Origin of the sequence: Uliginosibacterium sp. 31-12 (assembly GCF_030548425.1) — a bacterium.
GTDB lineage: Bacteria > Pseudomonadota > Gammaproteobacteria > Burkholderiales > Rhodocyclaceae > Uliginosibacterium > Uliginosibacterium aquaticum.
The window spans coordinates 89,887-111,013 of the sequence record NZ_JAUOOA010000009.1; the positions used below are offsets into that span (position 1 = coordinate 89,887).

General features: G+C 61.7%; 16 protein-coding genes. 6 read left to right on the forward strand and 10 right to left on the reverse strand.

Going from position 1 to position 21,127, the window contains the following annotated elements:
* Positions 1-155: 155 nt before the first annotated feature.
* The 3 genes from Q3Y64_RS16255 to Q3Y64_RS16265 form a co-directional block, all read right to left on the reverse strand.
* On the reverse strand, positions 156-1,673 hold the full coding sequence (locus tag Q3Y64_RS16255) for a methyl-accepting chemotaxis protein (protein ID WP_101941701.1): 1,518 nt from the start codon (positions 1,671-1,673) through the stop codon (positions 156-158).
* A gap of 45 nt (positions 1,674-1,718) precedes the next feature.
* Positions 1,719-2,492: an ABC transporter substrate-binding protein gene (locus Q3Y64_RS16260; RefSeq protein ID WP_101941700.1), complete on the reverse strand. Its 774-nt coding sequence runs from the start codon at positions 2,490-2,492 to the stop codon at positions 1,719-1,721.
* A 629-nt stretch (positions 2,493-3,121) separates the two neighbouring features.
* Positions 3,122-3,340: a hypothetical protein gene (locus Q3Y64_RS16265; protein ID WP_303563415.1), complete on the reverse strand. Its 219-nt coding sequence runs from the start codon at positions 3,338-3,340 to the stop codon at positions 3,122-3,124.
* Between the two features lie 458 nt (positions 3,341-3,798).
* Between Q3Y64_RS16265 and Q3Y64_RS16270 the strand changes: the two genes are divergently transcribed.
* Positions 3,799-4,398: a hypothetical protein gene (locus tag Q3Y64_RS16270; protein ID WP_303563416.1), complete on the forward strand. Its 600-nt coding sequence runs from the start codon at positions 3,799-3,801 to the stop codon at positions 4,396-4,398.
* 413 nt (positions 4,399-4,811) lie between these two features.
* On the opposite strand, the gene Q3Y64_RS16275 is transcribed toward Q3Y64_RS16270, so the two are convergent.
* From Q3Y64_RS16275 to Q3Y64_RS16290, 4 genes are all read right to left on the reverse strand, one after another.
* The gene (locus Q3Y64_RS16275) at positions 4,812-5,198 is read right to left on the reverse strand and encodes a hypothetical protein (protein ID WP_303563418.1); all 387 of its coding nucleotides are present in this window, start codon (positions 5,196-5,198) and stop codon (positions 4,812-4,814) included.
* Positions 5,199-5,785: 587 nt separating this feature from the next.
* Positions 5,786-6,511 carry a DNA/RNA non-specific endonuclease gene (locus Q3Y64_RS16280; protein WP_303563420.1) on the reverse strand — a complete coding sequence of 242 codons (726 nt, stop codon included), beginning with the start codon at positions 6,509-6,511 and terminating at the stop codon, positions 5,786-5,788.
* Between the two features lie 512 nt (positions 6,512-7,023).
* A complete protein-coding gene (locus Q3Y64_RS16285; RefSeq protein WP_303563422.1) occupies positions 7,024-8,226 on the reverse strand; it encodes an ammonium transporter in 1,203 nt (400 codons plus the stop codon).
* Positions 8,227-8,762: 536 nt separating this feature from the next.
* The gene (locus tag Q3Y64_RS16290; protein WP_303563424.1) at positions 8,763-10,400 is read right to left on the reverse strand and encodes an electron-transfer flavoprotein:ubiquinone oxidoreductase; all 1,638 of its coding nucleotides are present in this window, start codon (positions 10,398-10,400) and stop codon (positions 8,763-8,765) included.
* A gap of 440 nt (positions 10,401-10,840) precedes the next feature.
* Between Q3Y64_RS16290 and Q3Y64_RS16295 the strand changes: the two genes are divergently transcribed.
* From Q3Y64_RS16295 to Q3Y64_RS16310, 4 genes are all read left to right on the forward strand, one after another.
* Positions 10,841-11,830, forward strand: coding sequence for a hypothetical protein (locus Q3Y64_RS16295; protein WP_303563426.1), 990 nt, complete (start codon positions 10,841-10,843; stop codon positions 11,828-11,830).
* Positions 11,831-11,834: 4 nt separating this feature from the next.
* On the forward strand, positions 11,835-12,542 hold the full coding sequence (locus Q3Y64_RS16300) for a DNA alkylation repair protein (RefSeq protein ID WP_303563428.1): 708 nt from the start codon (positions 11,835-11,837) through the stop codon (positions 12,540-12,542).
* 121 nt (positions 12,543-12,663) lie between these two features.
* Entirely contained in the window at positions 12,664-14,469 is a 1,806-nt protein-coding gene (locus Q3Y64_RS16305; RefSeq protein ID WP_303563431.1) for a DUF1800 family protein, read from the forward strand.
* Entirely contained in the window at positions 14,466-15,824 is a 1,359-nt protein-coding gene (locus Q3Y64_RS16310; RefSeq protein WP_303563432.1) for a DUF1501 domain-containing protein, read from the forward strand. Before Q3Y64_RS16305 ends, Q3Y64_RS16310 begins: the two co-directional genes overlap by 4 nt.
* Positions 15,825-15,866: 42 nt before the next feature.
* Here Q3Y64_RS16310 and Q3Y64_RS16315 read toward each other — a convergent pair whose 3' ends face one another.
* On the reverse strand, positions 15,867-17,672 hold the full coding sequence (locus Q3Y64_RS16315) for an ABC transporter ATP-binding protein/permease (RefSeq protein ID WP_303563433.1): 1,806 nt from the start codon (positions 17,670-17,672) through the stop codon (positions 15,867-15,869).
* A gap of 89 nt (positions 17,673-17,761) precedes the next feature.
* On the opposite strand from Q3Y64_RS16315, the gene Q3Y64_RS16320 reads away from it, so the two are divergent.
* Entirely contained in the window at positions 17,762-19,165 is a 1,404-nt protein-coding gene (locus tag Q3Y64_RS16320) for an MFS transporter (RefSeq protein WP_216821668.1), read from the forward strand.
* Between the two features lie 12 nt (positions 19,166-19,177).
* On the opposite strand, the gene dctP is transcribed toward Q3Y64_RS16320, so the two are convergent.
* Together dctP and nudC are read right to left on the reverse strand one after the other, a co-directional pair.
* Complete coding sequence (gene dctP / locus Q3Y64_RS16325; protein ID WP_303563435.1) at positions 19,178-20,173, reverse strand: TRAP transporter substrate-binding protein DctP; 996 nt, start codon at positions 20,171-20,173, stop codon at positions 19,178-19,180.
* A gap of 125 nt (positions 20,174-20,298) precedes the next feature.
* Entirely contained in the window at positions 20,299-21,123 is an 825-nt protein-coding gene (nudC, locus tag Q3Y64_RS16330) for an NAD(+) diphosphatase (RefSeq protein WP_303563436.1), read from the reverse strand.
* Between the last annotated feature and the right edge of the window lie 4 nt (positions 21,124-21,127).

The following is a 21,127-nucleotide window of genomic DNA, read 5'->3' on the forward strand; positions in this document are numbered from 1 at the left end:
TCTGCCCATGACAGTCCTGAGGCTTCCGCCAGCATTCGTGCGTGGTTGTTGCTCGTTCAGCCTGCACGGCTATCGGCTACATGCAGGCGAGCAGCCGATTTGTGCAACAAAGCCCTTCTGAGCAACGCCGCCTATGCCAACGCCGACGAACAAGCTCAGATGGTGAAGCCCCCCACCGCAGACTTCAACTGTGCAGAAAGCGTACTGACCTGGACGGCCGTGCCCACCACACGTTTCATCGTTGTACCAGACTCCTCCGCGATGCGACTGATGTCTTCTATCTGCTGGGCAACTTCCGTACTAGCGGAGTTCTGCTCCTCGATTGAGCTGACAATTTCGCTCACCGCGCTGGACAACTCCCCGGAACTCTTCGCGATATCCTGAATGGCGCCTTCTGCCTGCCGAGCACAGTCGAGTACCTGCCGTACCAGATCGACACCGCCACGCATGCGCTCCACGCTGGCCAGCACTCCGTTCTGCACCACGCCGATGGTCTCGCCGATTTCCACGGTCGAACGGGTGGTTCGTTCCGCGAGCTTGCGAACCTCGTCCGCAACCACCGCGAAGCCACGCCCCTGATCACCCGCGCGGGCGGCTTCAATCGCTGCATTGAGCGCCAGCAGATTGGTCTGATCGGCGATTTCCTTGATGACACCGATCACCGCACCGATTTTCTCGGATTCTTCGCCCAGGGATTCAACCGTGCGCGACGCATTGACCACGGTGTCACTGACAACACCCATTCCCGCAATCAGCTCAACGATCACCTCACGACCACGCGACGACAACTGCTCGCTGCGTGACGACACCTCGCGCACATCGCCCGAAAAACGGGCAATGTGATTGATGCTCACGGTCATTTCCTCGGTGGCGGCGGCAATGGCCGCGATCGCGTCATTCTCGCGGGCGGTGCGATGCGCCATGTCGTCTGATTCCTCGCTCATGCTGGAGGACGAGGTCTGAAGGTGATGTGCGCCGTCGACCACCTGCCGCACGATGCCTTGCAGGTTTTCGACGAAGCGGTTGAAGAGCATTGCGACTTCGCCGATTTCATCCTCGCGTGACACATGCAGGCGCCGGGTCAGGTCCGCGCGCCCGGTGGCGATTTCGTGCAACGCATCGCGAACCCGGCGCAAGGGCCGCAACACGACCGACCGCAGCATCGTGATCAGCACCAGGATGATTACAGCATTGAGTACCACGACTTCAACCAGCGCGGTGACGATCGCGTTGGCCTGCGCCTTTTCGGCGCGGGCACGCGAAATGTAGATATCGACCGTTCCCGCCGGCTTGCCGGAGTAAGTCAGCTCCGCGCTGTATTTCTCTCCGGCAGGCGTGGCCGTTTCCTTCAGAGGAACGGCTTTGCCTCCGTCATTGCTGCGCGCAACAAGGACTTTGTCACTCTTGCGCACCACAATGGCCGACACGTCGGCAGCGATCACTTCCGAGTCGAGCAGGGCGCCAGCGATTTCGTAATCCATGTTCCACAGGAGCGTGGGCAGCCCTGCCTGCATCCGCACCTGCATGGCATTGGCCAGATCCGCCAGTTGAGCCTCTCCCTGTCTTTGCTCCTCGATCACCACATAGGTGCCGAAGGCGCCCAGCAATACTGTGACGATCAATGCGAAAAGCAGAATGAAACGCAACTCAATACTCTTGGTCAGCTTGCTCATGTGCCCTCCCGGGACAGGATCACGACGGTCGGCGGCCAGGGCCGATCACTTGTATTTCGCCAGGATCTTGCCCATCTCGCCGGAGTCCACCAGCTTCTTGACTGCGGCCTCGAGCTTATCGAATACTGGTTTGCTCACCGCATTGGATACCGAGATGTACTGACCCGTGTCGTCACCTGCCACCGGTACGACCTTGACCTGCTTGGTCACACCGTCCTGCTTGGCTTCGTAGAGACCGGACAGTTCTGATGCGTAGAAGAAGCGGCCCTTGCCGTCGATCAGCTTCTTGAGGTTGTCACTGTTGGTCTTGGCGCCATCATCGACCTTCAGACCGGAAACGGCCTTGGCGGTCGTCGCCTGGACATAGCCATTGTTGGCCAGCACCAGGTTGTCACCAGAGAGCTTGGCGATATCCTCCAGACTGGAGATCTTGACGTCGTCATTGGCTCGGACGAAGACCACGTTTTTCACCGAGTAGATCATCGTGCTGACATAGCGATACTTCTTTTCGCGCTCGGGCGTTTTCGCCATCCCCACGAACAGATCGAGATGCTCCGGTCCACTTGCGACTTCCGCGAGCAGGCCGTTCTCGATGCGCTTCATCGGCCAGAAGCCCTCTTCACCGCTGAACTTCAGATCAGGGTCGATCTTCTCGAGGGCGCGTAGCACGTCCACTGCGATGCCGCCCATCTTGCCGCCCTGGGTAACGAATTTCGGCGAATTGTCCTGTGCCGCGGTGGTCAGCGACGTCGGCGCAGCCTGCACAGCAAAAGCACCGACACTCAGAACGACGGCGCAAAATCGGGTCGAAAAATTCATGCTTGCCTCCTTGGGTTTGGTTATCGACGGAATCCCTTCACGCAGTGCGTCGCTGGATCTACCTTGCGGTAGGTTCGTTAACCTTGCTTATCCACGCGAGGAAACCAAACTGGCTTTACGACGGGGCGGATAAGATCTTGATATGCCTTGTGCAAACAAATGAAACTCGCGGACTCATGGCAAAGATGCTCTCCCCGTCGATATCGAGCATCAGTGCGCATTCCGGGACATTCAAGTCATCCTGTTGCACACAAGGGCAGGCTTGTCGGCGTCGAAATAAACAGCCCGTGTCCCGACCGAGATGTGAGCAGGGGATGGCAAACCAGCTGCCATGCACGGAGCCCATCGGGGTGTGATACCGGGCCTGCGGGACGCCCTGAAGCGCGGCCGGGCCGACCTCCACTTCCTCATGTTCATGGTGCCGTCCATCAACACCAGAAACTCAGCAATGCTGGCTACCCAGAACACAGAACACAGAACACAGAACACAGAACACAGAACACAGAACACAGCGCAGTGGCGCTGAAATCGGAGCCCGGTGAGGTCAGTCTCCGAGTGCGGGCGTGGACTGGGTGGTTTGGCTGCCCGGGGCCGTCATGAAGTACTTTCTTCGACACCGGATATGAAAATCAGATTTCCGTCATCGGTAAATTCGTGGATGCGCTTGGCTGGAGGTCGCCGACGGCGACCTGGGGCGGTAGCTGACGTAAGCACCTACGGCTGGGATAGTCGGTTTTTGCGGCAATCCCACCTGAAGCCTTGGCTTTAAGCGAAACAATTAAGGCAAAGCCAAACGAAAAGCCCTCGGCACAGATGCCGAGGGCTTTTTTTTGGGGGGTAAAGTCCAATGGACTTTATTCCGACCTAACAAATTAAAATAAACAATTGATTTTGTCAGAGGCGTCGCCTGCAATTAATTGATTTATCAGTATTCATGGATTGGCGTTCTTTGCGCAAAGTCTGCCGGGGGCGTCTTCTATTGGGGGCTTGGCGCGGAAAGTTACACAAAAGTCTGTCGGGTTCATAATTAGCAAGCGTTTCGCGGAGTTGGGTGTGTAAGCCGTGATGCCGTCAGGGGGCGCGAACGGAGCGAAAAGCCTTACTAACCGTGCCGTGGTCGTGTGCCTGCCGCCCATGCCCACTCTTTTGAGTGCTCAGAATGGCTTTGGCGCCAAAGGTTGTCTTCAAACGCCATCCAAGATGTTGTAATCTGGGTGGGCGATTTTTATGTATGGACGGGGAATTTGTAAAGTGAGAAACGGCCTGTTTTTATCAACCATTAATCATCTGGCGGCAATGCTCTGACATGATAAAAATTATTCTGAAAAGTATCAGCACAACAAATAATAAGCTCAAGGTTTGCGTGTTTTTGGCTGTCGCTTTAATTGCGATTTGTTTTGTTTTTCTACGCCCTGGCGAAGACGTGGCTGATGAGTTTGCTGATGTAGCCACAATCGCTGCAACCTCAATGGATTTGTATCCCGTCAATAGCAAAGGCTTGCCAAGTGACGAGCTGGCGGCGAAACAGTTGAAAATAAAAGCCGCTCATTTCGAAAATTTGCAGCCAGCCAAGAAGGCGCCATCTCATGAGCAAGCTCAGACGGCTTTGGTGCAATTTACTCAAGGGGAATTAATTGATGTGATCATTAATCAGAAGTTGAATATAAAGGTCGGGAAGTGCTATACAAACCCAAACGCAGACGGCAACTACAGTTGCGTTAGCTGTATGGTTTTGCTGTACAACAGGGATAAAAAAGACTGGCAGGAGGCACCGGAGGGTGAGAATTTCATGAAGAATGCCTATGATTTTTATCAAGCCTCTGAAGGTGGTTTTTGGCAGGCCAAAGACTTGTCGATGATGATTCCTTATGATTATGATCTTTTCGAAAAATACGAATTAAAATAAATTTTTGTTTTGTGGCGAATCGATGGCTGCGCATTTTCGGTTGCACACAATTCGCCCTCACATCGCTTCAGTTGAAGAGCGCAAAACTCCGAGGCTGAGTGGGCGCACCACCCATACCGACGGGCACCATCCAGCGCAAATGAAAACGGGGGGAGAAGACACTCGATTGCTTGAAAGTGGTCGGCGGCTTCAGGAAGGAGCGATTTGCCGAAAGACAAGGGTGTCGAGGGCTGCTTCGTTTCTGTGGCGGCCTAAATCTGTTTAGAGCCTCAAAAAATAGTCCAAGCGATGGTGAGCGGGTAAAAAATTGGGGGCGAGTGGTTTTTCCCGAATACACCCAGCAACGGGGGTATTTTGATCGATCTGATATTCCTGACTCGAAGTCGCCCGGCAAAAGTCGGACAAGTCTGAGCTCATAGTGCTGGATCAGGGAACGGAAGTTTGTCTTGTGAAGTACTTGGCTGCGCGACCCAGCCAGCTCCTTTTCGGTAGAAATCAGCTTGCGTCTCAGACGTGCTGGCCCCCAGCCTCACGGCAATTGTGCAAGCGACTTGCCCAGGATGTTTCGCTTCTATCGCTGGTATGCAAGTACCAAGCTTGACGGAGGCAGATACTTGCATTTGTGCCAGCGTATCTGCCAAATCCATCATTTTTATAATTGAAGCTGTGGCTTCGTTTTCATTTGGTAGCGTCATCCCAGAAGTGGCAATGTCATTTTTTTGTATTTTCTCTGGCGGTTCTGCAGTACATGCCGCGCCTGACGCTGCGAAAAGTAGAGCTAGTATTAAGTTGAATGGCATCAATGTCTCCCAAGGTCTAACAGCAGCCGGAGCGAAGTATAGCCTTGTAAAGCGAGTCATTGGCCCGTGCTGACGACCATGGATCCCCATTCCGCGCGGGTTACGTCTGTGGCTAACCCGCCCTGCGCCCGAACGCCCGATTTTTATTCTCCTGGCCGACTGCAGGGGCCGTATCCGGCCCCGCGCTTGGCGATATTTTCATTGAGGGCGTAAAAAATCCCACGAATAATGCCGTGGGCTTTTTGCTGATCCGGACAGAGGGTCGGCGGGTTTCATTGAAGCGGAACGATCATGAGAAATGAAGTCTGTCGGATTTTTGTGTCGAATTCCTGAGCGTTACATGCATGCGATTTTGAAAAAGATTTCAGGGTCTATCGGATTTGTCCGCGCTAAAAGTGAAAACCGGGCGACCTTATGCAAGTCCCCCGGCTCTCTTTTCGCTGATTGCCTTACGAAACAAGTGCATTTAGAGCACGGAGGGAGTTCTTTTTTTTGGGGGGGCGTTGATCCGGCGGTGAGAGGTTCTTGCTGGGTGCAACGATGCACCCCCGCCAGGGGCCGGGGCGATCGTCTTTAGTTACGCGGACTCAGCTCAGATCACAACCGCTCGGTAGAGCCCAGGTGGTGGTGGGTTTCTGTGCTTTCACCGCTGCTGTTGCCGTGATGCCAACCCGGCTGGCGCCGAGAATGGTTTCGAGTTCCGCGATGCTCACGATGTAGCTGTTAAGCGTAGACAAACCCTCGCGGTTCGGGATGTACCAGCTGATGGCCTTCTTGGCTCCGGTGGAAGGGTCCGTCGTAATGATCGTTTTCCAGAAGTACTCAGGGGTGCGGATGCCGTGCGAGGAAAGGAAGTAGTCGTTGGACGTATCGCTATATACGAGGCCTCCATAGACGGTGAGCGGCGCTACATCGCGGTAGCATTCAGCCACGTTCTCTGCCTGAACCCAGATGCCCTGGTTGAATGTTGAAATCTGGGGAACGATGTTGGTCATGTAATTGGCGCGCTTGATGTACGTACTCGTGGCATCCATGTGATTGGAGGTCACCAGGTGGCCACGGTCGTAGCCTGTTTTCACGCTCGCATACGAAGCCGTCGAGGTCTGCTGCAGGCAGCCGCTCGGCAGATCCGGATCGGTGTAGAACGAAGAGGGTCTTGCGGCGCTGCCGGTGTCCGTCGTCAGCGAATACTCGTAGCGCAGCGCGGTACGGTTGGTGCAGTCGTAGGTCAACTTGAAGCCCCCTTTGTCGAGAGTGACTTCCTCTGCACGAGCAACGCCCACACAAGCGACCAACGCAATAATATAAAGCACGTACTTCATGACTAACTCCTGTGAATTGAGGTTGATAACGCGAACGCATAACAACTCCCGTCAGGTTCAGGCGATCAATGGAAATGAGATCGCCATAGCCGGACGGCACAGGGTAGGGTCTTTCTGGTACTGCTTTTTTGTGTATCTTAATTGTGATTCACTAAGACTAAAGAATTATTGCAACGTCAAATTGTAATAACTGATATCTCGTTTTGATTATGGGTTGAAATTGAACTTCGGGCCCATGAAATCATGGATGGTTAAGTTGAACGGGTTGGGATGATCGCGAGATCGTGAGTCGGTTTAATCAGCCAAGAGATGCGTTTGCGCAAATCGCGTAATAAGCTGTTTGCGATCTGTCGCCTTGTAAGGCGGGTGCGGCTGCGCCTAACCCGCCCTGCGCCTGACGATAGTTTTATTGAGGCCGTAAAAACAAAAAGCCCACGAAGAATGTCGTGGGCTTTTTGTTTGGGACGGCCAGCGGGCCGGCTGACTTCATTTCAAGCTGAATATCACCAGTTGGTTTCGCGTTCCGGTGTGGCTGAAATTTTATGGATGGACAAGTCTGCGCCATTAAATTCTTCTTCGGCGTCCAGGCGCAGGCCGGCGATTTTCTTGATCGTGCCGTACACGATGCCGCCGCCGATCACGGCGATTGCGATACCGGCCAGGGTGCCGATCAGCTGGGCCCAGAAGCTCACGCCGCCCGCACCGCCCAGCGCTTGCTGGCCGAAGATGCCGGCGGCGATGCCGCCCCAGGCGCCACACAGGCCGTGCAGGGGCCATACGCCGAGCACGTCGTCGATCTTCCAGCGGTTCTGAACCTGCGTGAACATGTAGACGAACAACGCACCGGCCACGCCGCCTACGACCAGGGCGCCCAGCGGATGCATGATGTCCGAGCCGGCGCAGACGGCGACCAGGCCAGCGAGCGGGCCGTTATGCACGAAGCCCGGGTCGTTCTTGCCCATCACCAGCGCGGTGAGGGTGCCGCCGACCAGCGCCATCAGCGAGTTCACGGCGACGAGGCCGGTGATGGCTTCGAGCTTCTGGGCGCTCATCACGTTGAAGCCGAACCAGCCCACGGTGAGGATCCAGGCGCCAAGGGCGAGGAAGGGGATGCTTGAAGGCGGGTGGGCGGCGATGGCGCCATCCTTGTTGTAGCGGCCACGGCGTGCGCCGAGCAGCACCACGGCGACGAGGCCGATCCAGCCCCCTACGGCATGCACCACCACGCTGCCGGCGAAGTCGTGGAACTTGGCGCCCAGTGCGGCTTCGATGGCCGGCTGGATACCGAACTTGTCGGCCCACACGATGCCTTCGAAGAAGGGGTAGACGAAGCCCACCAGCAGGAAGGTGGCGGCTAGCTGCGGCGAGAAGCGCGCGCGCTCGGCGATGCCGCCGGAGACGATGGCCGGGATGGCGGCGGCGAAGGTGAGCAGGAAGAAGAACTTCACCAGCTCGTAGCCATTATTGACCATCAGGCTTTGCGCGCCGCTGAAGAAATGCACGCCGTAGGCGATTCCATAGCCGATGAAGAAGTAGGCGATTGTCGAGACACAGAAATCGACCAGGATCTTGACCAGGGCATTGACCTGGTTCTTGCGACGCACGGTGCCAAGCTCAAGAAAGGCGAAGCCAGCGTGCATGGCCAGCACCATGATGGCGCCCAGCAGCACGAAAAGCACGTTGGCGGAAGTTTGAAACTGCTCCATTTTGGACCTCGTATTGCACGGAAGCGCTGCTTAAAGCATGAACTGAGCCAGAGTTTATTTCTTCATTAATCAATGGCTTACTTGAACATGTCGAGCTGTGGATGCGCCATATATGTGCATACACCTTTCGTTTATGCACGCAAGCGGTGCTTGTACATGCACCGCATGAGGCGGTGTCGATGCATTTGGTGCAAAGGGTTTTGCACTGCAGCGGGGCGTCTGCTGGCGGGGGGGGCTGTGCTGGCGTCTGGGCCCCGCCGGCTGAAGCCGGCCCTACGAAAAGCCGCGTGTCTGTGCGCGTAGCCGTGCCTGTGGGGATGGTTTTGAGCTTGTAGGGCCGGCTTCAGCCGGCGAGGCCCGGGGTGGGCATGGGGCTGTGCGGCTGAAGCCGCACCTACGAAACTCTGTGTGCCTGTGGGCGCCGGGCTTGTGGCGGGTGGGATTTTGTAGGGCCGGCTTCATCCGGCGAGGCCCAGGGTGGAGCGGGGCTGTGCGGCAAAGCCGCAGCGACGGCAAGCCGCGTGCCCCTGACTCCGTTACATCCCGATGTATTGCGGGCCGCTGCCGCCTTCGGGCGGGTGCCAGAGCAGGCTGTGCTCTGGGTCGTTGAGCTCGCAGGCCTTGCAGTGCAGGCAGTTCTGGCTGGTGATGCGTACCGTGTCGCCCTCCCGCTCATACACGCCGGCCGGGCAGTAGCGGGCTTCGGGGGCAGCAAAGCGGATCACCCGCACGCTTTCCTGGGCCGGGGTGTTCTGGCGGCGCAGATGGGGCGGCTGGTCGTGCTCATGGCGGATGTTGGCGAGCATCAGGGAACTGTTGCGGTCGAAAGTCAGCACGCCGTCCGGCTTCAGCGGCGGGCGTGCTGGGTAGTCGCCTGCGGCGGCCATCTTGCTGCGCGCCGGGGCTGGGTGGCGTAGCGTCCAGGGCAGGCGCAGGCCGAGGGCTAGTAGCCACATTTCGACGCCGCAGAAGAGCGAACCGAGCACGGTGCCGAAGCGCGACAGCAGTGGCTTCACGTTGCGCGTGTCGCGCTGCTCGCGGCCGATCCAGGAGGCGGCCACGGCGGCCGGGAAATCCGCCAGCTCGTCATGCTCACGCCCGCCCTGCAGGGCGGCGGCGACCGCTTCAGCGGCGAGCATGCCGGACTTCATCGCGGTATGCGTGCCCTTGATGCGCAGCACATTGAGCAGGCCTGCCGCGCAGCCCAGCAGCAGGCCGCCCGGAAAGCTCAGGCGGGGCTGCGACTGCAGGCCGCCTTCGTTGATGCTGCGGGCGCCGTAGCCGAGGCGCTCGCCACCGGCGAGCAGGGCGGCGATGCGCGGGTGAGTCTTGAGGCGCTGGAGTTCGTCAAAGGGCGAGAGCTGCGGGTTGCGGTAGCCGAAGTGGGTGACCAGGCCGAGGGCGACCCGGTCTTCACCGTACTGGTAGAGGAACGCGCCGCCGCCGGCTTCCCCGCCCAGCGGCCAGCCCAGGAAGTGGCTGACGCTGCCGGTGCGGTGGCGCTCGGCCGGGATCCTCCACAGCTCCTTGATGCCCAGACCGTAGTGGCTTTCGCCGACGCCTTCGCGCAGGCCGTAGCGGGCTTCGAGCGCGCGCGTGAGTGAGCCGCCCGCGCCTTCGGCGACCAGGGTGTAGCGGCCGCGGATTTCGATGCCGGGCGCAAAGCGGGTGCTTTCTTCGCCGGCTGCATTGCGGCCCATGTCGCCGCTGAGCACGCCGATCAGCGCGCCGGCCTCGTTGTAGCAGGGCGCGGCGGCGGCGAAGCCCGGGTAGAGCTCGACGCCGAGTGCCTCGGCCTGCGTGCCGAGCCAGCTGCACAGCTCGCCGAGGCTGCCAACGTAAAGGCCGCGATTGTCGATCTGTGGCGGCAGGCTCCAGTGCGGTGCGGGCAGGGCGTGCTGCGCGCTGAGCCAGACGACTTCATCCTCGCTGACCTGGGTCTGAAGCGGCGCGCCGAGCGTGCGCCAGTCCGGCAGGAGTTCATCCAGCGCGATGGGGTCGATCACCGCCCCGGAGAGGATGTGGGCGCCGATCTGGGCTCCTTTTTCGAGCACGCAGACAGAGATTTCCCGCCCGCTGCTGACGGCCAGCTGGCGCAGGCGGATCGCGGCGGCGAGGCCGGCGGGGCCGGCGCCGATGATGAGTACGTCGTATTCGATGAGGTCGCGGGTCATGGTAATTCTTCAGACAAGGGCGCGCGTTTGCAGTGTATTGAGATGGCTTCTCTGCTGAGACAGCCGGTCTATCGGCCGTGCTGATTCAGCAGCAGAGGAGGGGGGCTCCGCTTCGGCGCTTGCTGTGCTCGCTCGCCAAGACTGATTTTTACCGCAGCTTGAATGGTTTATGGGTGCCCCAGCTCAAGCAGGAGCGTACAAGCGGCCAGTTTTGGCCGAATGGATTGGAAACGGTGCTGTGCTTGGGTGGAGGGGGGGCTTCGCAGGCGTCTATGTTGTACGTCTAGCGGTCGGTCTTGAGTTGCAGAGGTTTGTGGATTCAGACCTCGCCTGGGTTCTCAAAGGTCAGGGGCGGGAGCGCCGTGCTTTTGTCGCGTGGAAGGTCTCGGGCTCAGTACGCAACGGGCACAATGACGGCATCCCGAAAGAGAGAAAAATACATGCGCATCCTGATCGCCACGATATTGTTTGGCCTAGCCAGTCTCCTTGTTGCTTGTAAGAGTAAAGCGCCAGAAGCCTTTTCAACCAGCACGGAGGCCGAGGCCCTGATGCAGGTGGCCTTTCCCGGCTGGAAGAAAGACGCGCTGGTCGTTACCCAGGTCACCCAGCCCGACACGGATGCTTCGGGTGTGAAGCAGGAATTGCCGCTATGGGTGCAGGTCACGCCCGCAAAGGTCGCCACGCTGTCGGCCGATCGGGCGCTGCTGATCGTTGCCGGCACGCCCTCGGATGCACAGGGTGCCAGTCAGGCCGGCCACTCCACGCCGGGCAATCTCGGGGCCTACTGGTTCGAGCGCCGTGAGGGCAGGTGGTATCTGGCGGGCTCGCAGCCGTCGTTTGCCTGGTCCGGCTTTTTCGGTGATCCGGGCGAGCTCACGCTGACCTCGCTCGGCAATGGCCAGCAGGCGTTGGGGGTCGTGAATGGCAGTTGCTGGCAGGGCATGTGCGGACGCTGGCTGAGCCTCTATGCGCTGGGCGCGCAGCGCGTGGATGCCCTGCTCGGCAGTGAGGAAGCGCTCATGATCGAATCCGATGCCAGTGGCGCTACCTTGGGCTGCCCGGATCTGGTGGCGGCCAAGCCCGGTTCGCAGCATCGCCTGAGCCTGGAGGATTACTCCACCAACTATGGTTGCTACAGCGTCAGTGGCACCTGGCAGATCCAGCCCGGCAGCAGCCAGCCCGGCAGCAGCCAGCCCGGCGATCTGGTGATCAGTTTCACTGGCAAGCAGACGAGTGCCCAGGTCGTGCCGATCCAGGCGCCGGCAGCGCCTGCGAGTGCCCCGGCCAGCGAGCCGCTGGAGGCGGGGGAGGCCCCGCCCAGCGAAGAGTATCTGGTGCAGGTTCAGGCGGTTCAGGCCCGCCTGATCTACCGCTTCAAGGACGGCCTCTACCTCCATGCGAGCGGTGACAATCCGGCGCCGGGCTTCTGAAGTCATGGCCGCTTTCGACATGAAGGATTGGCCGGCTCCGCAGGTGTTTGCCGCCTCGCTGCGTGAGCAGCTGGCCGCGCAGGCCGAGCCTTCGCGGGCTGGGCCGATGGCCGCCTACATGCAGCAGCGCTTCGCTTTTTTCGGGCTGCCGACACCGGCCCGGCGGGCGGCCGTCAAGCCGCTGCTGGCGAGCCTGGGCAAGGCGCCCGACCCGGACTGGCTGCTTGCCGTGGCGCAAGCCTTGTGGGCTTTTGATGAGCGCGAATGCCAGTATGTGGCGGTCGATCTGCTGGTGAAGTTCGCCGCTCGCCTGGAGGCGCGGCATGAGCCACAGCTGGCGGCTTTGGTGCAGGCCAAGGCCTGGTGGGATTCGGTGGATCTGCTTGCGGCGCATGTGTATGGCGGGCTGTGCCGCCGGGCTCCGGCCTTGCGCGCGCGGCTGGATGGGTATGCCACGCACGAGGATATCTGGCTGCGCCGGGTGGCGATCCTGCATCAGCTGATGTATGCGGGCGATACGGATCGCGTGCGTCTTGCGGCCACGCTGGCGGCCAATCTGGATCAGACGGATTTTTTCATCCGCAAGGCCATGGGCTGGGCCCTGCGCCAGTTTGCGCGCACCGATCCGGCCTGGGTGCGGGCCTGGCTCGAGGCGCATGGCGGGCAGGTTTCCGGCCTCACCCGGCGGGAAGCGCTCAAGCGTCTGGGGTGAGCGCGGCGGCCTGAGCGTTCGTCGAGTTCGGCGGGCCACCGGTCTGATCCAGATCAAATCGAGATGTTTTTAACGAAATTTACATCTAGCCTCGCAGACGTTTTCAGACGGAGTGCGTGGCATGGATCGGATCATCCGCTTGGGCGGGGCCTTGCTGCTGACGACCCTGCTGGCGGCCTGTGGCGGCGGTGGGGGCGGCGGCAGCAGTAGTGGGAGTAGTGGCGCCGGGGGCAGCAGTGGAGGCGCAGCTTCCAGCACAGGCGCGGCCGCAGCTTCCTCTTCCAGCAAGCCCGGTGCGAGTGTGCCGGCACCGGCGCCCCTGGCGGCGGGGGAGGCTGCGCCGAGCGAGGCGGATGCCGTCCGCTTCCTGACCCAGGCGAGCTTCGGCCCCACCGTACGTGATCTCGCCGTGGTGCGCGGCAGCGGCTTCCGCAACTGGCTGGTGGCCCAGATGATGGCTGCCGGTGACAACTATTCGGCCTATTCGACAGCGGTTCATACCACCGGGCTGAAGGATTTCTGCGCCGAGTACGGCGCCTTCCCGAGCGAGTACTACCGCAAGAACTGCTGGCAGGAGTACTACTCGGCCGAACCCTTGTCGCGCGAGTTCTATGTCAGTGCGCTGAGCGGGGCCGACCAGCTGCGCCAGCGCGTGGCGCTCGCCCTGGGGCAGATCTTCGTCGTCTCGAATTCGGAGGTCAGTGGCACCTACGGTCTGCGCGATTATCACCAGATGCTGCTCGATCAGTCCTTCGGCAATGTGCGCGAGCTGCTCGGGGCGGTGAGCCGCAACCCGGCGATGGCGGACTACCTGAACCTGGTCAACAACGAGAAGGCTGCGCCCAACGAGAATTTCGCCCGCGAGCTGATGCAGCTGTTCTCGATCGGCCTGTGCGAGCTGACGGCCGACGGGCGTCTGGCGGGGGGGAGCTGCCGGCCGACTTACGACAACAACATCGTGCGCGAGGTGGCCTTCGCGCTCACCGGCTGGACTTATCCGGCCGGCGGTGTGAGCGCCTGGGGCAGTTCCGGCTGGAAGAACCCGACCTACTACCGCGGCCAGCTGCTGGCGGTGCCGGCCCAGCACGACACGGCCGAGCGCAGCCTGCCCGGCGGCGGCAAACTGGGGGGCGGGCATACGCCGGCCCAGGCCATGGACGCTGTGCTCAATGCCTTGTTCCAGCATCCCAATATCGCGCCCTTCATTGGCAAGCAGCTGATCCAGCATCTGGTGACCAGCAATCCTTCGCCCGCCTATGTCGGCCGGGTATCGCAGGCTTTTGCGAGCGGCACCGCCTTCGGTATCGGCAGCGGCCAGCGTGGTGACATGAAGGCCATCATCGCCGCCATCCTGCTCGACAGCGAGGCGCGCGGCGATAGCAAGAGCGCCACCGACTATGGTCGCCTGCGCGAGCCGGCGCAGTTCATCGCCGGCCTGCTGCGGGCCATGAATACCAGTTCGGATGGCGCCGGTTTCTACTACTGGTGGGGCGAGGAGTTTGGCCAGGCCATCTTCAATGCCAACTCCGTCTTCAACTTCTATCCGCCGGATTTCCCGCTGGCCGGTACCAGTCTCGTCGGCCCCGCTTTTGCCATCGAGAACCCCAACAGCACGCTGGCCCGCTACAACCTCTCTAACCGCATGCTGTACTGGAACGGCCTGGCGGCGGGCGGTTTTCCGGGCGCGAGCGGCAGCACTGCGGACATCAGCAGCTGGCTGCCGCTGGCTGATAACGCCAGCAGCCTGGTCAGCGAGATTGAGCGCCTGCTCGTCACCGGCGGCCTGCCGGCCGATATCCGCAGCGGCATCGTGGATGCCGTGGCCGCCTGGCCGGTCAGCACCACCAGCAGCAGCTGGCGCACCGAGCGGGTGCGCACGGCCTTCTACCTGATCCTTGCCAGCCCCGAATACCAGGTGCAGAGATGAATCGACGCCAGATCCTCAAAACCATGCTCGGCGGCGGTGCCCTGAGCGCCCTTGGTGGCCTTGAGCTGCTGCTTGCCACGCCGGCTCAGGCTCAGACCAGCAGCGGCTATCGTGCGCTGGTGTGCATCGCGCTGTATGGCGGCAACGATGGCGCCAACATGATCGTGCCGCTCGATACGGCAGGCTACAACAGCTATGCCGCGGTGCGTGGCGCCCTGGCCATTCCCAAGGCCAGTCTGGTGCCGGTCGGCAGCAGCTACGGTCTGCATCCGGCGCTGTCGGCGCTGGCGCCGTACTGGACACAAGCCAAGCTGGCGCCGGTGTTCAATGTCGGCCCGCTGGCCAGACCGACGACGCGTGCTCAGCTGGTGGCCAAGACGGCGGTGCTGCCGGACAACCTCTTCTCCCATTCCGACCAGCAGAACCTGTGGGAGTCCGGCGGCGCCTCGGTGCTCGGGCGCACCGGCTGGGGCGGGCGCCTGATGGAGAGCCTGGGCAGCGATCCGGTGTTTGCGTTGGGCGATGCCGGGCGTCTGGGGATCGGCGCGGCGCGCAGCACCCTCGCACTGCCTGGCCCCGGGGCGGCGTTTGCGCCGGATGGAAGCTTCAGTGGCAATCACGCCAAGCGCCGTGCAATGCTCGACACGCTGGCCAATACCGCGCGCAGCAATCAGCTCGTGGCAGCCTTTGCCAATATCCAGAAGACGGCCCTCACGCGCAGCGCCAGCCTCGGCCCGGTGCTCAAGATCACCCCGGCCAACACCCCCTCGGACCCGCTCAACGCAGCCTTCGGCAATCTGCAGGGGATCTACAACAGCAGTATCGCCAAGCAGCTCTACCAGGTTGCCAAGCTCCTGCGCGAGCGCGCCTCGGTGGGTGGTTCGCGGCATGTGTATGTGGTGTCGCAGAGCGGCTATGACACCCACAACAGCCAGCTGGAGCGCCAGAACACCCTCTTCGCGCAACTTGCACCGGCGCTGGTCGCTTTTCAGACGGCGCTGGCCCAGCTGGGGCTGGAGAACAATGTGACGAGTTTCACCCTGTCGGACTTCGGCCGTACCCTCAAGCCCAATTCAAGTGGCGGCACCGATCATGGCTGGGGCAATCATCATCTGGTGCTGGGCGGGGCCGTGAAGGGCGGCCTGAGCTACGGCAGCTTCCCCGATCTGGCGCTGGGCGGGGCCGACGATTACGGCGTGAACAGCTGGGAGTGGCAGGGGCGCTGGATCCCCGGTACCTCGGTGGATCAGTATGTGGCTACGCTGGCGAGCTGGATGGGCCTGAGCACGACGCAGGTGAGCAGCATGCTGCCCAATCTGGCGCAGTTCGCCAGCGGCAACCTGGGGTTCGTCTGAGCCCCCGCCTGCAGCCTGCGAGCAAGGCTTTGCCGAGGGCGCTCAGCCCTCGGCGCGCTCCTGCAGCTGCAGGCGCCACATTCCTGCGTAGGCGCCATCGAGCGCCAGCAACTCGGTGTGGCTGCCGCGCTCGATGACCCGGCCGCCTTCCAGCACAGCGATCTGGTCGGCATTCATCACGGTGGACAGACGGTGCGCGATGATCAGCGCGGTGCGCCCCTGCGCGGCGGCTTCGAGCTGGGTCTGGATGGCCTGTTCGGTGCGTGAATCGAGCGCAGAGGTGGCTTCGTCGAAGATCAGGATCGAGGGGTTCTTGAGGAGCGTACGGGCAATGGCCACGCGCTGCTTTTCGCCGCCGGAGAGCTTGAGGCCGCGCTCGCCCACCTTGGTGTCGTAGCCATCGGGCAGGGCGCTGATGAAGTCGTGCAGCTGGGCCGCACGGGCGGCGGCGATCACCTCTTCGCGGCGGGCGTCGGGGCGGCCGTACTGGATGTTGTAAAGGATGGTGTCATTGAACAGCACCGTATCCTGCGGCACGATGCCGATTGCCTGGCGCAGGCTGGCCTGGCGGATCTGGCGCAGATCCACTCCGTTGATGGTGATGGCACCAGCGGTGACATCGTAGAAGCGGAACAGCAGACGTGCGAGGGTGGATTTGCCGCCGCCGGAGTGGCCAACCACGGCCAGGGTATGACCAGCCGGCACCTCCAGTGAGACTTCATGCAGCACCGGGCGACGCGCATCGTAGGCAAAGCCGACCGCCTCGAATCGCAGCGTGTGCGGCCCGGCCGGCATGTCGATGGCGTCAGTGCGATCACGGATCTCGCGTTCGGTGCCGAGCAGGCCGAACATGCGTTCGATATCGGTGAGCGCCTGGCGGATCTCGCGGTACAGCACGCCAAGGAAGTTCAGCGGGGCATAGAGCTGGATCAGGAAGGCATTGACCAGCACGATGTCGCCGATGCTCATGTGGCCGGCGGCCACGCCACCTGCGGCCCGCCACATCATGGCGGTGACGCCGCTGGCGATGATCGCGGCCTGGCCCATGTTCAGGAATGACAGCGAGATCTGGTTGCGCACTGCCGCGCGGCTCCAGGCCGAGAGCTGGCCGTCGTAGCGGCCGGCCTCCCAGTCTTCATTGTTGAAGTACTTCACCGTCTCGTAGTTGAGCAGGCTGTCGATGGCGCGGGCGCTGGCGGCCGAGTCGAGCTCGTTGGCCTCGCGCCTGAGGGCGGTGCGCCAGTTGGTGACCTTGATGGTGTAGAGGATGTAGGCCGTGAGCGTGGCCGCCGCAATCAGGGCGTAGGCCGCTTCGTACTTGTAGAGCAGGATGCCGATGACGAGCGCCACTTCGACCAGGGTCGGCAGGATGCTGTAGATCGCGAAGTTGATTAGGCTGCTGATCGAACGGTTGCCGCGCTCGATATCGCGCGTGAGTCCGCCGGTCTGGCGTTCCAGATGAAAGCGCAGGGACAGCGCATGGAGATGTCGGAACACCGTCAGCGCCACTGCTTGAACCGCGCCCTGGGTGACCCGCGCGAAGAGGATTTCACGCAGTTCGGTGAACAGCGAGGTCGAGAAGCGCAGCAGGCCGTAGGCCAGCAGCAGGGCCGCGGGAACCACGATGAAGGCTTGTGCGGGCGTGATCGCCAGGCTGTCGATGATGCGTTTGAGCACCAGCGGCACCCATACGTTGGAGAGCTTGGCGGCAATCAGGCAGATCAGGGCCGCCCCCACCCGGTAGCGCCATTGCCACAAGTAGGGCAGGAGCTTGGCAAGGGTGGCGAGGGGGCGGAATTCGCCGGGCCTGGCGGGTTCGGGCAGAGCAGAGTTGGGAGGGCGGCGCATGGGCCGATTGTAGGGCAAAGCTGCGTAAAGCCGTTTCGTCCTGGGCGCCTGCTGCGTCACACTGCTGCTTTTGGCCGGGGCTGTCTGCCGTGTTGCGCATTCCGAAACACATCCTGGTGCCGATGATCGTTGCCTGTGCCCTGTTCATGGAGAACATGGACTCGACGGTGATCGCCACCTGCCTGCCCACCATTGCACGGGATCTGCAGGAGGATCCGATCGCCCTGAAGCTGGCGCTGACCTCCTACCTGCTGAGCCTGGCGGTGTTCATCCCGATCAGTGGCTGGATGGCCGATCGCTTCGGCGCGCGCACGGTGTTCCGGGCGGCCATTGGCGTGTTCATGGGCGGTTCGGTGTGCTGTGCCTTGTCCGCTTCGCTGGAAGGATTTGTGGCCGCGCGCTTCCTGCAGGGCATGGGCGGCGCGATGATGGTGCCGGTGGGGCGGCTGGTGGTGCTGCGCAGCACCAGCAAGGCCGAGCTGGTGCAGGCCATGGCTTATCTGACCATGCCGGCCCTGCTGGGGCCGGTGATCGGCCCGCCGCTGGGCGGCTTCATCGCCACCTACTTTCATTGGCGCTGGATCTTCTTCATCAATATCCCGATCAGCATCTTGGGCCTCTACATGGCCGGGCGGCATATCGAGAACCTGCGCGAAGACGTCCCCCGGCCGCTCGACTGGAGTGGTTTCCTGCTCTCGGCGCTGGGCCTTTCCGCCTTGATGCTGGGCCTGGCCACGGCCGGGCGGCATCTGGTCTCGCTGCCCGTTTCGTTGGCCTGCATGGCTGCCGGAGCTGCGCTGATGGTGATCTATGTATGGCAGGCGCGTGCCAAGGCGTATCCGCTGCTGAGTCTGGACTTGCTGCGCATCGAGACTTTTCGCGCCGGGGTGGTCGGCGGCTTTTTCTTCCGCATCGGTATCGGCGCGATTCCCTTCCTGCTGCCCTTGTTCCTGCAACTGGGTTTCGGCCTGAATTCCTTTGAATCGGGTCTGCTGACCTGTGCTTCGGCGGCCGGGGCGCTGTCGATGAAAACCATTGCGGCGAAGATCCTGCAGCGCTTCGGCTTTCGCCGTGTGCTGATCGTCAACACCGCGCTGGCCTCCGTCTCATTACTCCTGATCGGGGCCTTCACGGCGCATACGCCACATGCCTTGATCATGGTGGTGCTGCTGGTCGGCGGCTGTTTCCGCTCCCTGCAGTTCACCAGCCTGAATGCGCTGTCCTATGCCGATGTGGAGACTGCGCAGATGAGCCAAGCCACCAGCCTCGCCAGCGTGGTGCAGCAACTGGCGGCGGGCATGGGGGTGACGGTGGGGGCATTTGCCCTGCAGGGGGCGATGAGTCTGCAGGGGCATCAGGCCACGCAGGCGGCGGATTTTCCGCCTGCCTTCGCTGTGGTGGCGCTGGTATCGCTGACGGCACTGCTGTGGCTTACGCGTTTGCCGGCCAGCGCCGGGGCGGTGCTGTCGGGGCACCGCCAGGCGGACAACTGAAAACCAGAATGCTTACTCGGTAGCAACCTTGCGCGAGCCGGTCATGATCTTGACCATCAGGGCAGTGGTGCGCTGGCTGGCCACGACCGGGGCGTAGGCATCCTTCATCAGCGAGATGGTGGTAGCCGAACCGCGGAACGGCGCGAACTTCACACCGGCCTTTTCGAGCTTGGACTTGAGCGCAGAGTCGGCCTGGGCACGCACCTTGGCGGCGTAGGCAGCGGACTCGATAGCGGATTGCTGCACGATGCCCTTGTCAGCGGTCGACAGGCTGCTCCAGCGCTGCTTGGAGATCAGCATCACGATCGGCTGCACCAGGTGGTAGCTGAAGGTGTAATAAGGCGCGATCTTGTAGTGCTCGGAGGTGTAGTAGGAGGTGAGGTCGTTCTCGGCCACGTCCAGCTCGCCTGCCTTGAAGGCTGCCGGTACCTTGTCGAAACCGATGGTGGAAGCTTCGGCGCCCAGGGCGGTGGCCATGGCGATCAGGTCCTGGCGCTTGGGCAGGCGGATCTTGAGGCCCTTGAAGTCCGATGCGTAGGAGAGCGACTTCTTGTTCGAGTAGAAGGAGCGGGCACCGCCGTCATACCAGGTCAGCGCGATATAGCCCTTCTCTTCCATCAGCACCTGCAGCTCCTTGCCGACTTCGCCATTGAGCGCATTCATCATGTGCTCGGGGTCACGGAACAGGAAGGGCAGGTTCAGGATGCGCATTTCAGGCACGTCGTCCTGTAGGGCTGAGGAGGTGAACAGCACCACGTCGACTTCGCCCTTGCTGAATTTCGGAATCACATCCTTCTGCTGGCCCATCTCTTCGCAGCAGATCACCTTGCCGCTGTGCTTGCCTTGCGAGTTCAGTTTGAGGCGATCGAAGAAATATTGCAGGCCTTGATGCTGCGGATAGTCGTCAGCTTCGCGCACCCACCCCTTGAGTTCGGCAGCGCCGGCGGCGAGCGAGCTGCAGGCGAGGGCTGCGGCGATCAGGATGCGGCGAAGAGGTGCTGAGGTCATGCGGGACTCCTGGAGTCGTTGTGGTTCAGGCCTGCCCGGATGGGCGGACTCAGATATTCTGGAAGGATGCCGCTGCTAGCGCCGCAGGGCAAGTCCGAGCGTCGTGCGAATGCAACAAAATAGAGCTATTCGCCGCTCTGGAGCTGACGAATGCCATCTTGCAGAAGGCGTGCTGCGATGCTCACCGGGGCTGGCAGCTGGGGCAGGCGGTCCAGCGAAAACCATTGTGCATCCTCGATTTCATCGGCCTGGGGGGTGATTTCGCCACCGGCATAGTCGGCATGAAAAGCCAGCATCAGCGATTGCGGGAAGGGCCAGGGCTGGCTGGCGAACCAGCGGATATTGGTGATGTAAATGCCGGTTTCTTCGAATACTTCACGGCTCAGGCAGCCCTCCACGCTCTCGCCTGCCTCAACGAAACCGGCCAGTGCGCTGTACATGCCGGGGCGGAAATGCGGCGAACGCGCCAGCAGCAGTTCCTTGCCCTTGCGCACCAGGCACATCACGGCCGGTGCGATCTGGGGGTAGCTGCGGTGGGTGCATACCGTGCACAGCTTGGCAGGCTCGGCCGGATCGATCAGGGTGGGCGCACCGCAGGCGCCGCAGAAGCGGCTGGCCCGATCCCAGCCGAGCAGGTGCTTGGCTCTTGCGGCCAGCATCCAGGTTTCATCCGCGATGAGGCCGAAGGCTGCGCGTGGATTGAGCGCCTGGACTTCTTCCGGCAGTGCCAGCTCGGCCGGCCAGCGGCGTGCGCGACACGGCCGCCCGCCTAGCTGGCCGAGCAGAAAGTCGCTCTCTGGCGGAGGCAGGGCGGCCAAGACGGCCGAAGCGGGCAGGGCGTGCTGGTGGCTCAGGAGCAGGTCTTCGCCGGCAAAGGCGAACTCGAAGGCTTCGCTGATTTCGCTCGGCGCGGCACTCAGATGGGGCAGGAAATCAGCGGGCCAATTCACGCAG

What these genes read in the sequence shown, in the direction of transcription:
- Q3Y64_RS16275 (WP_303563418.1), bottom strand. Translation starts at nt 5,198, where the DNA reads ATGCCATTCAACTTAATACTAGCTCTACTTTTCGCAGCGTCAGGCGCG.
- dctP (WP_303563435.1), bottom strand. Translation starts at nt 20,173, where the DNA reads ATGACCTCAGCACCTCTTCGCCGCATCCTGATCGCCGCAGCCCTCGCC.
- Q3Y64_RS16300 (WP_303563428.1), top strand. Translation starts at nt 11,835, where the DNA reads ATGGCCGCTTTCGACATGAAGGATTGGCCGGCTCCGCAGGTGTTTGCC.
- Q3Y64_RS16270 (WP_303563416.1), top strand. Translation starts at nt 3,799, where the DNA reads ATGATAAAAATTATTCTGAAAAGTATCAGCACAACAAATAATAAGCTC.
- Q3Y64_RS16310 (WP_303563432.1), top strand. Translation starts at nt 14,466, where the DNA reads ATGAATCGACGCCAGATCCTCAAAACCATGCTCGGCGGCGGTGCCCTG.
- Q3Y64_RS16295 (WP_303563426.1), top strand. Translation starts at nt 10,841, where the DNA reads ATGCGCATCCTGATCGCCACGATATTGTTTGGCCTAGCCAGTCTCCTT.
- Q3Y64_RS16260 (WP_101941700.1), bottom strand. Translation starts at nt 2,492, where the DNA reads ATGAATTTTTCGACCCGATTTTGCGCCGTCGTTCTGAGTGTCGGTGCT.
- Q3Y64_RS16315 (WP_303563433.1), bottom strand. Translation starts at nt 17,672, where the DNA reads ATGCGCCGCCCTCCCAACTCTGCTCTGCCCGAACCCGCCAGGCCCGGC.
- Q3Y64_RS16285 (WP_303563422.1), bottom strand. Translation starts at nt 8,226, where the DNA reads ATGGAGCAGTTTCAAACTTCCGCCAACGTGCTTTTCGTGCTGCTGGGC.
- Q3Y64_RS16255 (WP_101941701.1), bottom strand. Translation starts at nt 1,673, where the DNA reads ATGAGCAAGCTGACCAAGAGTATTGAGTTGCGTTTCATTCTGCTTTTC.
- Q3Y64_RS16305 (WP_303563431.1), top strand. Translation starts at nt 12,664, where the DNA reads ATGGATCGGATCATCCGCTTGGGCGGGGCCTTGCTGCTGACGACCCTG.
- Q3Y64_RS16290 (WP_303563424.1), bottom strand. Translation starts at nt 10,400, where the DNA reads ATGACCCGCGACCTCATCGAATACGACGTACTCATCATCGGCGCCGGC.